Origin of the sequence: Gordonia sp. L191, assembly GCF_030077625.1 — a bacterium.
Taxonomy (GTDB): domain Bacteria; phylum Actinomycetota; class Actinomycetes; order Mycobacteriales; family Mycobacteriaceae; genus Gordonia; species Gordonia polyisoprenivorans_A.
The window spans coordinates 5,114,219-5,127,123 of record NZ_CP125996.1; the positions used below are offsets into that span (position 1 = coordinate 5,114,219).

Below are 12,905 nucleotides of genomic sequence, written 5' to 3' on the forward strand. Positions count from 1 at the left end.
CGCGATTTACAACCAGTTCACACAGAGGTAACCCACACGGGCCTCGGGCGCTGTTTCCTATAGGAACTGCCCGATCAACGGAAGGACCTCGCGGTGCCCTCGATGAAAAGCGCTCTGGCTCGCCGCACGACGAGCTTTGCCTCGACCACAGACCTCGTCGTCGCGGGCGAGCCCGAACCGGTCGACAAGCCCGGATTCGACGAGTACGAAGACCGCTCGGTTCCACGGTCGGCGCGCAAGTCGCTGTTCTCGGTGTCGGCGGTGTGGCTCGGCTTCCCGATGATCTTGACGTGCGCCGTGTTCGGCGGGATGGTCGTGTACTCGCTGGGATTCTGGCTCGGCATGGCCGCCATCCTCACCGGCAACGTGATCCTCATGGTCTACGTCGGCCTGTTGAGTGCACGCGCCGGCCGCACCGGGGAGAACTTCGCGATGATGGCCGCCCGCACCTTCGGTTCACGCGGATACCGCATCCCCGCCGGCTTCCTGACGACCGTTGTGATCGGCTGGTTCGCCTTCCAGACCGGATTGACCGGCTCGACGCTGAACAGCGGAATGGGCTGGAACGCGACGCTGATCGCGGGCATTGCCGGGATCAGCTATCTGGCTGCCACGCTCTTGGGAATTCGCGCATTGACCGTCATCGGTGTCATCGCCGCACCGCTGTATCTCGGACTGGGCATCGTCGCCGTTGTCACGGCATCGTCGACGCCGGGTTCCGGAGACTTCCTGAGCTACGCCGGCGGTGGTGGCGCCCTCAGTTTCGGTGCCGCGGTGACCCTCGTCGTCGCACTGTTCGCCGACTCGGGAACGATGACAGCCGATTTCACGCGGTGGTCCAAGAACGGGCGCGAGGGCTTCCTCGCCTCGTTCGCCGCGTTCCCCGTCGGCAACACCATCGCCCTGACGATCGGCGGTGTGATCGTGGCGATGGGTGGTGCCGATGATCCCGCCACCACCGGTGGCGACTTCCTCGGAATCCTCATCGACAGAGGCGGATTGCTCGTACCGCTCGCCGTGGCGTTCGTCTTCATCAACCTCGGTTCCGTGTGTACTCACTGCCTCTACAACGGCGCCGTCGGGTGGAGTCAGCTCACCGGTATCCGGATGCGCACACTCACCGTGATCCTCGGTGCCATCGGCGTGTTGCTCGCCGTGCTCGGCATCTGGAGCCACTTCGAGGACTGGCTCAATCTGCTCGGTGTGGTCGTTCCCCCGTTGGGCGCGGTCCTCATCGTCGACGCGCTCATGCAGCGCAAGACCGACAACACCGCCGACGGGAAGGCCTGGCGTGCTTCGCCTTTCCTTGCCTGGGGCGCCGGCGCGGCAGCCGCTCTGGCCGCAAACGAGTTGCTGCCGTCGTTGTGCGTGGCGGCGGTGGGCATCGTGGTCGGCGCGCTGGTGACAGCAGGACTCGCCCGCGTCGCCGGCCGGAATCCGGCTGCCGTCGAACAACTCTGAGCGGCGCCCACTCACTGCAGAACAAGGACCCCTGATGACCTCACCCCGACCTGGATACACCTTCTCTCGCGTGCCCGACGCGACACCATATGCCTGGCCCTACGACGGCGCCTTCCGTGCCGAGTCCACGGCGCTGCTCTGCATCGACTGGCAGATCGACTTCTGTGGGCCCGGCGGCTACGTGGACGCGATGGGCTACGACCTCGCACTCACCCGCACTCCACTCGAGCCGACGGCCCGTGTCCTCGCCGCCGCGCGTGAAACCGGAATGTTGGTGATACACACCAGAGAAGGGCACCGCCCCGATCTGTCCGACCTCCCGGCCAACAAGAGGTGGCGCTCAGCGCAGATCGGTGCGGAGATCGGCTCGGCCGGACCATGCGGGCGGATACTGGTGCGCGGTGAGCCGGGATGGCAGATCGTCGACGAGGTCGCGCCGATCGGCGGTGAGGTCATCATCGACAAGCCCGGCAAGGGCGCGTTCTACGCCACCGACCTCGATCTGGTGTTGCGGCGCAACGGCATCACCCACCTGATCCTGACCGGGATCACCACAGACGTTTGTGTACACACCACGATGCGCGAGGCCAACGACCGCGGATACGAGTGCCTCATCCTCTCCGACTGCACCGGCGCCACCGATCCCGCGCATCATGAGGCGGCGCTGTCGATGGTGACGATGCAGGGCGGGGTCTTCGGTGCGGTCGCCTCGTCGGAGCAACTGTTGACGACGCTGGGCGCCGGCACCACAGGCGTGGCGGCTGCCCGATGACGGATACCGCGGTTGCCCGAGTGTGCGCAGCGTTTCGGCGTCTCGATGAGCTCGCCGGCACCGAGCACGCGCGGCCGGAGGCCTGGGTGACCCTGCGCGATCGTTCGCGCGTCCTCCACGACGCGGAGTCCGTCGATCGCCGGTTGGCGCGCGGTGAGCGTTTGCCGTTGGCGGGCATGGTGATCGCGGTCAAGAACAACATCGACGTGGCAGGGCTGCCCACCACGTGCGGCTCCCGTTCGCGGATGGTTGTGCCCTCGAGGTCGGCGACCGTCGTGGCCCGAGTGGTCGAGTCGGGCGCCGTCGTGCTCGGCACCACCAGCATGGATCAGTTCGCGACCGGTGTCGTGGGAACGCGCAGTGCGTTCGGTGCGGTGCGATCGGTGAGTGATCCGAATCGTATTGCAGGCGGGTCGAGCTCGGGTTCGGCAGTGGTTGTGGCACAGGGCATCGTCGATGCGGCCCTTTCGACCGATACAGCCGGGTCCGGTCGGGTGCCGGCAGCATTGAACGGCATCGTCGGGATCAAACCCACTCGCGGGCTGCTGCCCTTGACAGGGGTGGTGCCTGCATCGCCGTCGTTCGACGTGGTCGGTGTCCTCGCCCGCGACGTCGGGACGGCGCAACGATGCGCAGCAGTGATGTGTGGCCCGGACGCCGACGACCCGGCGTCGCGTTGCTGGCCGGAGAACGCCCCACACGGTGCACCTGCGACGCCACGAGTCGGCGTACCCACCCCGGGCGATCTCGACGGCATGGACCCCGGTCACCGGCAGGCTTTCGCCGATGCCGTGTCGAGTGCCGCCGCGCGCGGTGCCGAACTCGTCACCGTTGACATCGCAGGACTGCTGGCCGTCGGGCAAATGCTGTACGGCAGCGGGATCGTCGCGGAGCGGTCTGCGGCGTTCGGCGAGGAGTTCGCGACGATCTCGGACCCCGACCCGGCTGTGCTCGACGTGATCGAGCGTGGACGCGGCATCAGCGCAGTCGACTATCTGCGTGACATGCGGGCGATGCGCGAGCAGGCGGCCCGGGCGGTGCGGGTATTCGAGACGATCGATGCGCTCATGCTGCCGACCGTCGGTGAGCACCCCACCATCGCCGACACCGCGGCGGACCCGGCGGAGGTCAATGCCCGCATGGGACGGTTCACCACGTTCGCCAATCTCGCCGATCTCTCGGCGATCGCTGTGCCGATGGGATCGTGCCCGAACGGATCGTCGTTCGGCGTGACCTTTCTAGCTCCGGCCTTTCACGACGCCGTGGTGGCTGAGATCGCACAGCGACTCTCGGGCCGTTCGGTGTCGAGGCAGTGGACGCCGCCGTTGCGCAACATCATTGTCTTCGGTGCCCACCGACGGGGGCAACCGCTGCATTACCAAATCGCCGATCGTGGTGGCGAATTCGCCGGAATCGTTCGCACCGCGCCGGAGTACTCGATGCTGGCGCTCGACACCGAGCCGATGAAACCCGCTGTGCTCCATACCGGTCAGGCCGCCATCGTCGGCGAACGATGGCTCTTGCGGCCGGCCGCATTGGCTGCGTTCGTCGACGACGTCGAGTATCCGATGACATTGGGCAAAGTCCGCCTCGACAACGGCGAGGAGGTACTCGGCTTCGTGGTCGAGCCGCGGGCGCTACACGGCGAAGACATCACCGCCGACGGTAACTGGCTGGTGCATCTGGCGCGGAAGGACCGCGGCCGGGTCGAAGTGTGAGCCACTCACTCATTCGGTGAACCTGACCAAGTAGCCGCGCGATCACGCCGTTGCCGCGTTAGCGTGTTGCCACTTGACACCCGACAAAGGAGACACATGCGTGACCGGCGTAGGTGGAGACGGACCGTCCGAAATGGCCTGACAGCCACCGTTCTTGGCGCCGCTGTCGCACTGGCAGGCTGCTCGACGTCCGGTTCTCCGGAGCCGGTCGACACACCTGCGTCAACGATCCAGAGCCCAGTGGTGAGCGAGAGATCCGCCGCCGAAGCCAACGCCACTCCCGGTAGCAGATGTTGGACCGTCACCTTTCCTTCGGGCTCACCCGGTACGGTCGTCGTTCACTCCGGTCAGATCACCTGCACGGACGCGGTGGCGCTGATCAATCGTTACTTCACCGATCCGTCAATCACTCGGCAGGGCAACACGCTGTCGGCGATGTTCGACGGTTGGACGTGCGTGAGTCCGACGGCCGTGGCCGCACACGAAGCCGGGTACGGGTCGAAATGCGAGAAGGGTGCCGTCGTTCTCACGGTGGTGACGAGCTGAGGCGCTGCCGCAACCGACCTGAAGGATGCCTATCACGTTCCCGATCGCTGCTCGACCAATGCGACGATTAGCCATCTCACCGGCTGTTCAAGTATTACCCAAGGCGTCGTCGACCTGTTGACTCACAGATCGTCGGATGAACCCACCGTCCCACTCCCTACCGCCGTCCAGCGGAAGCAAGCAGACACCCGCCGAAACGCTGGGTCGCATGAAGCACCTTGAACCGAGGATCGGTATAGTACACCCATGTCCGATAGCGGCAACCCCGATACCATTTCCGCGCTCCGTCGCGAGTTCGAGCGGGGTAAGTGCGAGCCATTCATACGGCAGATCAGGTTTCCGCGGTTCAAGAACTTGCGATATCAAGAAATTGACTTCACATACCCTATCACCGCGTTGATTGGGTCGAACGGCACCAACAAGAGTTCGATATTGCGCGCAATTCAATCGTGTCCGGACCAGTACAATATCGGCGATTTCTGGTTCGACACAACACTGGACCCGATCGATGAGCCATCCGACTCGGGAGACGAGGGCCCCCAGCGGTATATTCATACGTATCTCACTCCGAGTGGGGCGACGGCGGAGGTCATAAAGTCTCGCGTACTCAAGGCATCCCGAGGTCTCGACTACTTCGAGACCGAGCGACCACGCGCTCGCGACGGAATGTCAAAGATGCCGGATCCAGGCGACCCAGCAGACAGCAGTCTCCGAAACAAGACACGCTGGTCCCCAATCAAGAAGAACGTGACGTATCTGGATTTCCGGCAAGAGCTTCCCGCGTACGACATTCTCATGCATTTCAGTTGGAGACACCGCCACAATGGGACTACCGAAAAGAAGGCTTCGATTCGACGCAACTCGAAGCACGTCGGCAACGCCCTGAGTAACCTCAAATCAACTTACTATCTCTACAACGCCGATAGGATTCTCGAACAGGCCGAAGAGCTCTCGGCGAATGAACTTCGCTGGGTTGGTAAAATACTGGGGCGCTCCTACAGCTCCATCCGCCTTGTGAAACATGATTTCTTTGGCGTCGAAGGCTGGACTGCAACCATGTCCGTCACTGGACGAACTTATTCCGAAGCATACGCTGGAAGCGGAGAATTCGCCGCTATAATGCTGGTTCGTGCTATTATGCGTTCCCCCAAGAACAGTCTTATTCTTCTGGACGAACCTGAGACTTCACTTCACCCTGCGGCACAAACGCTCCTGATGACATTGATCATTCAGGAGTGCAAGGCCAAAGGCCACCAGGTCGTAATGGCGACCCACGCCCCAGCGATGGTGGCAGTGCTTCCCGATGAAGCACGGAAACTGCTGGAAGCCAGTCCTACCGGAGAGGTCAGAGTTGTAGCCCAGTCAGCCAGTCAAAATGAAGCGTTCGTTCGTGTCGGTGCCGATTTCTCCCCGCGGACAATAGTGGTAGAAGATGCTTTGGCCAAAGAGATCGTTCTCCGCGCATGTCGCGCACGCGGCGAGGATTTCCTACGATCAGTTGACGTGGTTTATGTGCCAGGTGGCGCGTCGACAGTTCTCAACACGGTCATTCCAGTTCAAGCCGCGATGGGCGGACACTGCAAGGTCCTGCTCGACGGTGATCAGCACCCTCCCTCCCCATTGATTCCGGGTTTGGATCCGAATAGGATTCCGGATCTCGACCTCAGGAGAGAATTGGCATTCCTAGGTGTCACCAAACCCCCGAAAGATAGTGATGACGATAACTCCGAACGCCGTTGCAAGCAGTTGCGTCAGATCCTAAATTGGTTCCACTCCAATGTCGACTATCTACCTTCCTTTAATAATCCAGACAAATTGCTGGCAGACATCTGCGGCTACAATAACGTGGGCCGGACAACGCCTCAGGCCAAGGAATTTTGGGTTGAACGAACACGAGAGGCGCTTGGTGTATACCCCGATGAAACCGTGAACTCAGTGGATATCCTCACCACTCAACGTACCGAGCTGGCGTCAGTTCCAGATCAGCACCCTTCGCTCTTGGAGCTGGGCGCCACTCTCGACAGGTTTCTGTCATGATCAAGCACAGTCCTGGCATCCCCCCGAGCTCGGTGATCGACCTCTTCGCCGGTCCAGGCGGTCTGGATGTCGCCGCGCACTGGCTCGGCATTCGGTCCACCGGGATCGAGTGGGATTCCGACGCATGCATGACGCGCACCGCAGCAGAGCTCGCGACACAGCCCGGCGATGTACGTGACCACAAGTACCACCAGTTTCCTGCATCCACGCTGGCGGCAGGCCCCCCGTGTCAAACGTTTACCGTCGCCGGCTCCGGTAAGGGCCGCTCAGTGCTCGATACGCTTCTGCTGCTCGTCAAGAAGGTCGCAAAGGGAGAAGACGTCTCGCGGCAGGTCAGTGAGCTCGATGATGTACGGACCGGGCTGGTTCTCGAGCCCCTGAAGTGGGCGGTGGCAGCTCACGAGTCAGAAAAGCCCTACGACTCGTTGGTCTTCGAACAGGTCCCCTCGGTACTACCGATCTGGGCTGCGATGGCCGAAGCTCTCGATGAAATCGGCTATCACACCTTTCGCGGAGTTCTCCATACCGAAGAGTTCGGTGTTCCCCAAACTCGTCGTCGAGCGGTGCTGATCGCCCGTCGCAAAACTGCGGGCAAGTTGAGGAAACTGACCCCGTCACATTCCCGCTACCGTCGCATTCATCCAACGCATACCGACGAACAAGAACTACTGGAATGCGTTTCGATGCAAGATGCGCTTTCAATTATTCCGAGCAGCAACCGCCCGACACGGTTCGAGCTGGTTTCCAATTATGGAACCGGCGGTGTTTCCACAGCTCGTGGCGTGCGGGATTCCTCGTTGCCCGCGTACACGATCACCGGCAAAGCGTCCAGGAACCGCATCCGCGGTATCAGAGGCAAGGACTATGGGCGTCTGACGGTCCAAGAGGCTGGTGTCCTTCAGACATTTCCGCACGATTATCCATGGAGCGGGAGAAATCAGTCACAACAGGTCGGCAACGCCATCCCTCCGCGGATGGGTGTGCACATACTGACAGCTGCTCTGGGTCTCGAATTCGAGGCCGGCGACCTCGATGCAGCCGTAACCCGCCCTTGGCGCGAGTCATTCGGTTGCATACGGACGCGACCTGCGTGACGGGGCGGGGCGTGCCGCGATCAGCTCGCCTCCAAGAAGCCCGCGAGGGTTTCCCGCGTATTCTCGTCGACCACCCAATCGTTGAATCCGACTCCGAAGACAGTTCGCTTCGCGATTCGCGACTTGACGGTGCCCGCTGCCACGGCAGGATTGCGAAACTCCTTGCCCACAAACTTCGTGGCGCCCTGCGCCACGGCGATGCGGAGCTTCTTGGTCTGGGGGTCGAAGAACCCGACCACGCGATGCCCTTCGTAGTCGAGCACCACCCGCAGCTCCTTGTCCTCCGACCACTGAAGCCCGGGTGACACAGGGGACGGGATCTGTTCATCGCGAACTTCCATGACCTCGGCGGGTCCATCCGGGACAACGACACCATCGTCGGCGGCGTTCGTGGTCTCGTCGAGCCCCAGAAGGTCCCACCTGTCGAGTCCGTCCTTGACCACCCATGATTCGATGTTGACGTGGGCGCTGAGTCGCTCGCGCGGGTTCGACTTCGCGCGTGCCTCGATCACCGCCTTCACCCGCTTCGCGTACGGCCCAACGGGTGCGATGTAGAACTTCGGCGGCAGGGTGGCGCGGTCCAAGAAGATGATCGCGTCATGCTCGGCGTGACCGACGGAGAGATCCTGGTCGTGAGTGTTGATACGCCAGTTACCTCCCATCCCGCTGTGCACACGTATAACTTTTTGTGTGCCGGCTTGATTGGTGACAACGACAGTGCTTCCAGGATGGCCCGGCCCGCGAAGTGCCCTCCATCCCCGGGATAGGAACTGGTCGAGAACCGCGGCAAGTGCTGGGCTGCTCGCCACTTCGTCTACGTCGGCCAGGGTTTCGGGCGTGTCCACCGGGGCGGGCGTACCCGGTTCGTGAAGATCTTCGTCGGTCACCGTTTGCTCGGAGGCCTCTGGTTGAGCGTGCGAGTCGAAGTCTTCGATCCCACCGCCGACCGCATCCCAGAACTCCCGCAGCCGATCGTCGGACAATCCCTCCGCGAATCCACCACCGACAGCCTGTCTGATCCGATGGATGTCGGTCGGTGTTGCGCCGAGTGAGCTGAACGCGCGCGCTAACGAATCGAGCACGATGACGCGATCATCCGTTGACTCGGCAGTCCGACCACCTATACCGACCAACGCATTCCCGACGCGCATCCACGTCAGTTCATCGATGCCCGCCATCAGGGCGGTTTCAACCTCGAGATCGGGTAGGAGTTCACGAATCTCTGCCCATGTCACGAGTCCTTGGTGCTCCTCGACGATGTCGAGGATCGCTTCCCGTGGCTCCCACGATTCGGGCTCGACGACAGGAACGGTCGACACCTCGTCGTCCACCGACGTTTCCTCGCCGGATCCACCTGCAAGCCATTCGCCGAGAAGCTTCGCAGCCTCCCGCGGACCCACATCTTCACGCTCGGCGGCAATCGGTGTGAGCTCATCAAGATGGGTCTCTCCGAGCGAGCCCACGTCAGGGTCCTCGATGGTGCCATTGACGTAGACGACGACCATCGCAGTCCGCTCGGCCCAGTCGGTGGGATGCACCACCCGACCCATGCGCTGCAACATCTGTGCGCTCGCACGGGCAGCGGCGGTCACGATTCCCACCTGCGACGTCGGGACCGCCACCCCCTCGTCGAGCAGGCGTGATGTCGCGAGCAGGTCGACGGAACCGCTTCCATAGCGTCCCAGGAGGAAGGAGACGTCCTTGTTCCCCACCACCGCCTCGGCGACCACACCGGAGTTCCGCGCGGCCTTGGCGATGCTCACGGACATCTCATCGGAGGTCGTGAACACGGTCGTTCGACGGGCGTCACCGACACCCCTCGCGATCACTTCCACCGCGGCAACCTTCGCCTTGCACTCCGACATCACCCGGCGCCGCACCTCGACCGCCTCGAGGTAGCCCTTGGCAAGAAAGCTGATCTCCCCGACCAACGACCCAGCGTCAATCTCTCGCGCTGTTTCATACACCCCGGCGGACAGATCCACGCCGGTATCACGGAGCTTCTGTTCGGCGCTCTCGATCTTCCGGGAGAGAGCCTCGTACTCGACGTGCTCCTGCGCCGAGAAGCTGACCCCCACCGTGAGGACCAGCGGCTCGGCGAGGATTCCCTCGGCAACGGCCCGGGGATAGCCACAGCCGTCGATCCGGTTCCCGAAGTATGGCCGCAACACGCGGTCCGCCTGTGGATTCGACCATCCGTACGATGCCGTGAGACCGAGCCGCTCGGTGAGTTCTACGCGCGGGAAGACCGCTTCGGTGACGTCCGCGATACCGAAGCGCTGGATCTCGTCGACAACCAATAGGCCGACGTCGCGGAAAGCCGTCAGCCTCTTCTTCCCCAGTCCCTCGACGGTGGTGACGACGATCTGCTCCGAAACCGCGAGCGCCCTGGTCGCGTGCGGCGTACCGATCTTCACCCCGGGAAAGGCGCCTTCGAGCACGCCCCGCCATTGGTCCGCAAGGTCACGATCGGGCAACAACACCAGGGCGGGAACTCCTCGTCGTCTGGCGTCTGCGATCGCGGCGACCCCGACATCCGTCTTTCCCGCACCGGTGACGGCCTCGACCACACCTGCCCTTTCTGCGGCGACCCATTTCTGAAAGGCTTCGACCTGCCAGGGCCGAAGAGCACGATTCATTCCGAGCCGACGGGCCATGTCGTCCGGTGAGACGACATTCCATGCGTCGGCGCCCTCGGCAGGCTCGACGAAGACCTGGTCATTCTCCAGCAACACCTTCTGCACTGCGGTCACCGTTTGCGAAAGGCGTTCGGCCAGTTCAACGGACGTCAACGGACCCACCCTGGTGATCTCATCGAGAACCGAATCTCCGAGTGACTGCATCGTCTCGTTTCCCCTGTCGTCGCCATCCGCTACGTTGATCTTCAAGTATTAGATCAACTGCCACCGACGAGGTTCAGCATATGAAGGCCGAGGCCAAACTTGTCCGCGAATTGTTCGAGGGCGAGCAGTGTCTGGTGGTGCCGGTATTCCAGCGTCCATACGTGTGGGACAGGGTGAAGAACTGGGAACCCCTGTGGGCCGACGTGATCTCGATGTCGGAATCGTTCGCGGCAGGCCAAGCTACGGAACCGCACTTCCTGGGCGCGGTTGTCCTCGATTCGACGGACAAGGACGCGGCGGATATCAGCGTGCTCCAGGTCATCGACGGACAACAGCGGATCACCACGCTCCAGATCGCGCTCTGCGCGATTCGCGATGCGTTCGAGACCGCGGAGGTGGAAAAGGCGTTCACCAAGGCGCTGAACAAACTCGTCACCAACGAGGATCAACTCTCGACCGCCGAGTTCGCCCCGTACAAGGTCTGGCCGACGCTTCGTGATCGACGTGTGTTCGCAGGGATCGTCGACCGCCGGAGTCCCGTCGAAGATCAGGATTCGCGGCTCCTCGACGCGTACCAGTTCTTCTACGAAGCCACGCTCGAGTGGCTCACCGACGTCGATCAGGACCGCGCCCGAATCCAGTCGCTCGTCCACGCCCTACGGACAGGGCTGCAGTTGGTCGTGATCGAACTCGCCGCAAATGACAACGCGCAGGTCATCTTCGAGAGCCTCAACGACCGCGGGACACCTCTGCTGCCCAGCGACTTGGTCAAGAATTCACTGTTCCAACTGCTGGAACGTGCCGGCGCCGACGTCGAGCAGATCTTCGACGACCACTGGCGCAGGCTCGAGACCCCCTTCTGGCAGGCAGACGTGCGCCAGGGACGCCTCATCAGAACGCGGGTCGATGCGTTCTTCGCACACTTCCTCACCATGCGAACAGGTGACGAGGTACTCGCGAGCGGCTTGTTCACACGCTTCAAGGATCTGTCCGCGGGGATGTCACGAGAGGAATTGGAGTCGCTCACCCGAGAGATCGCCGAATGCAGCGATCTCTATCGGAAGATCATCGAACCCTCGGGAGACGACGCACACGATCGCCTTCTGCGGACCGCGGAGACGCTGGATACCACCGTGCTGTCACCGGTGGTCCTCCACCTCGATCGCACCGCCACCCCCGACGACCGTGCCGAGTCCTTCGGATACATCGAGTCGTGGTTGGTTCGACGCGCGGTACTCCGGTCGACCAGCAAGAACTACAACCGCATGCTGTTGGACTTGCTGCAGACCCTGAAAGGGAGCCAGCAACCGCTCGCTCCCGTTGTGCGAGAGTTCTTCCTCGACAACGCATCCGAGTCGGGACGCTGGCCCACGGACGGCGAGATCCGCGAGGCCCTCGTCTCCGCCCCGATCTTCAAGAATCTGACCCGCGCACGGATCAGACTGGTCCTGCGAGGATGCGAGGTGGGACTTCACGATCAGGTGAACGACAACTCGGACCTGCACGCCCTCGATTACGCCCTGCTCGCGGACTCGGCCGACTTCATCGACGAGACGACGCGTGGATCGTTGGGCAATCTGACCCTGGTTTCGGAGACCCGTCCCTTGTCTCGCCAAACCAGCTGGGCAGCAAGACGTTCCATTCTTTCCATGTCACCGCTCGCGTTGAATCAGCAGCTCCCGGAGAACCTGGACGAGGTTGCGATCAGCGTGCGTGGTGCCCGAATGGCCGATGGCTTCTGCCGAACCTGGCCCCACCCTGATACGGGACCGGCCGTCGACACGGAGACAGCGACGGCCACCGAGCCCCCGGTTGTCGACGAGCCCGATGACTGGGTGCAGTCGGCCTGGGCCGACATCGAGGCATTCTTCGACGATCTCCCGGTGGGCTCGGTGTCCCGCGTGGAGGACCGCGTGTCGACCATCGCACCGAACGATGACGGCGCCCTGAACGTGTTGACCCGCGATCCTCTGGCCGGCTTCGTCTTTCGCGAGATCGCCGGAACCCTCTATATCGAGAAGGTTCGGCCGGCCGATGAAGCCGTGTCCCCCGACGACAGCGGACAGGATGGCCGAACGTCGCCGAACGGCGGGCCCCTCTTCTCGAGCGTTGATTCATCTCCACCGTCGGGCGACACCGGCACCCGAGCGTCCTACGAGGAGACGATCGGAGACCTCATGCTCGCCGGCCTCATCAAGGAGGACGACCGGATCTACCACGAGCAGCCACGAAAGGGCCGATTGTTCGCGGCCCGCATCAATCGTGGCGGACGAATACTGGCCGGAGGTCGCGAGTACAACAGCCCGTCCGGTGCACTGAGTGATCTGACCGGCTCCAGCAGGAACGGCTGGCGAGACTGGCGCCTCGAGCGCACCGGCCAGACACTCGAGCAGGTACGTGAGGAGTTCCGGCGACGACACGCCTGATCGGCCAC

At 62.8% G+C, this 12,905-nt stretch carries 8 protein-coding genes; 7 read left to right on the plus strand and 1 reads right to left on the minus strand.

Going from position 1 to position 12,905, the window contains the following annotated elements; all coding sequences use genetic code 11:
* Positions 1-102 precede the first annotated feature (102 nt).
* From QNM97_RS23080 to QNM97_RS23105, 6 genes are all read left to right on the plus strand, one after another.
* The gene (locus QNM97_RS23080) at positions 103-1,461 is read left to right on the plus strand and encodes a cytosine permease (protein WP_283820491.1); all 1,359 of its coding nucleotides are present in this window, start codon (positions 103-105) and stop codon (positions 1,459-1,461) included.
* 34 nt (positions 1,462-1,495) lie between these two features.
* On the plus strand, positions 1,496-2,233 hold the full coding sequence (gene biuH / locus QNM97_RS23085) for a biuret amidohydrolase (RefSeq protein WP_283820492.1): 738 nt from the start codon (positions 1,496-1,498) through the stop codon (positions 2,231-2,233).
* Positions 2,230-3,951 (plus strand): allophanate hydrolase, encoded by a 1,722-nt coding sequence (gene atzF / locus QNM97_RS23090; protein WP_283820493.1) that lies wholly within the window; start codon positions 2,230-2,232, stop codon positions 3,949-3,951. Before biuH ends, atzF begins: the two co-directional genes overlap by 4 nt.
* Before the next feature lie 243 nt (positions 3,952-4,194).
* A complete protein-coding gene (locus QNM97_RS23095; RefSeq protein ID WP_283820494.1) occupies positions 4,195-4,497 on the plus strand; it encodes a hypothetical protein in 303 nt (100 codons plus the stop codon).
* A gap of 246 nt (positions 4,498-4,743) precedes the next feature.
* Entirely contained in the window at positions 4,744-6,534 is a 1,791-nt protein-coding gene (locus QNM97_RS23100; RefSeq protein WP_283820495.1) for an ATP-dependent nuclease, read from the plus strand.
* A complete protein-coding gene (locus tag QNM97_RS23105) occupies positions 6,531-7,628 on the plus strand; it encodes a DNA cytosine methyltransferase (protein ID WP_283820496.1) in 1,098 nt (365 codons plus the stop codon). Before QNM97_RS23100 ends, QNM97_RS23105 begins: the two co-directional genes overlap by 4 nt.
* A gap of 20 nt (positions 7,629-7,648) precedes the next feature.
* Here the strand turns inward: QNM97_RS23105 and QNM97_RS23110 are convergent, their stop codons facing one another.
* Positions 7,649-10,471, minus strand: coding sequence for a DEAD/DEAH box helicase (locus QNM97_RS23110; protein ID WP_283820497.1), 2,823 nt, complete (start codon positions 10,469-10,471; stop codon positions 7,649-7,651).
* An 80-nt stretch (positions 10,472-10,551) separates the two neighbouring features.
* Here QNM97_RS23110 and QNM97_RS23115 point away from each other — a divergent pair, with 80 nt between their 5' ends.
* On the plus strand, positions 10,552-12,897 hold the full coding sequence (locus QNM97_RS23115; protein ID WP_283820498.1) for a GmrSD restriction endonuclease domain-containing protein: 2,346 nt from the start codon (positions 10,552-10,554) through the stop codon (positions 12,895-12,897).
* Positions 12,898-12,905 lie beyond the last annotated feature (8 nt).

Excerpts from the sequence above, each read along its gene's own strand:
- QNM97_RS23080 (WP_283820491.1), top strand. The coding sequence starts at position 103 with ATGAAAAGCGCTCTGGCTCGCCGCACGACGAGCTTTGCCTCGACCACA.
- biuH (WP_283820492.1), top strand. The coding sequence starts at position 1,496 with ATGACCTCACCCCGACCTGGATACACCTTCTCTCGCGTGCCCGACGCG.
- atzF (WP_283820493.1), top strand. The coding sequence starts at position 2,230 with ATGACGGATACCGCGGTTGCCCGAGTGTGCGCAGCGTTTCGGCGTCTC.
- QNM97_RS23100 (WP_283820495.1), top strand. The coding sequence starts at position 4,744 with ATGTCCGATAGCGGCAACCCCGATACCATTTCCGCGCTCCGTCGCGAG.
- QNM97_RS23105 (WP_283820496.1), top strand. The coding sequence starts at position 6,531 with ATGATCAAGCACAGTCCTGGCATCCCCCCGAGCTCGGTGATCGACCTC.
- QNM97_RS23110 (WP_283820497.1), bottom strand. The coding sequence starts at position 10,471 with ATGCAGTCACTCGGAGATTCGGTTCTCGATGAGATCACCAGGGTGGGT.
- QNM97_RS23115 (WP_283820498.1), top strand. The coding sequence starts at position 10,552 with ATGAAGGCCGAGGCCAAACTTGTCCGCGAATTGTTCGAGGGCGAGCAG.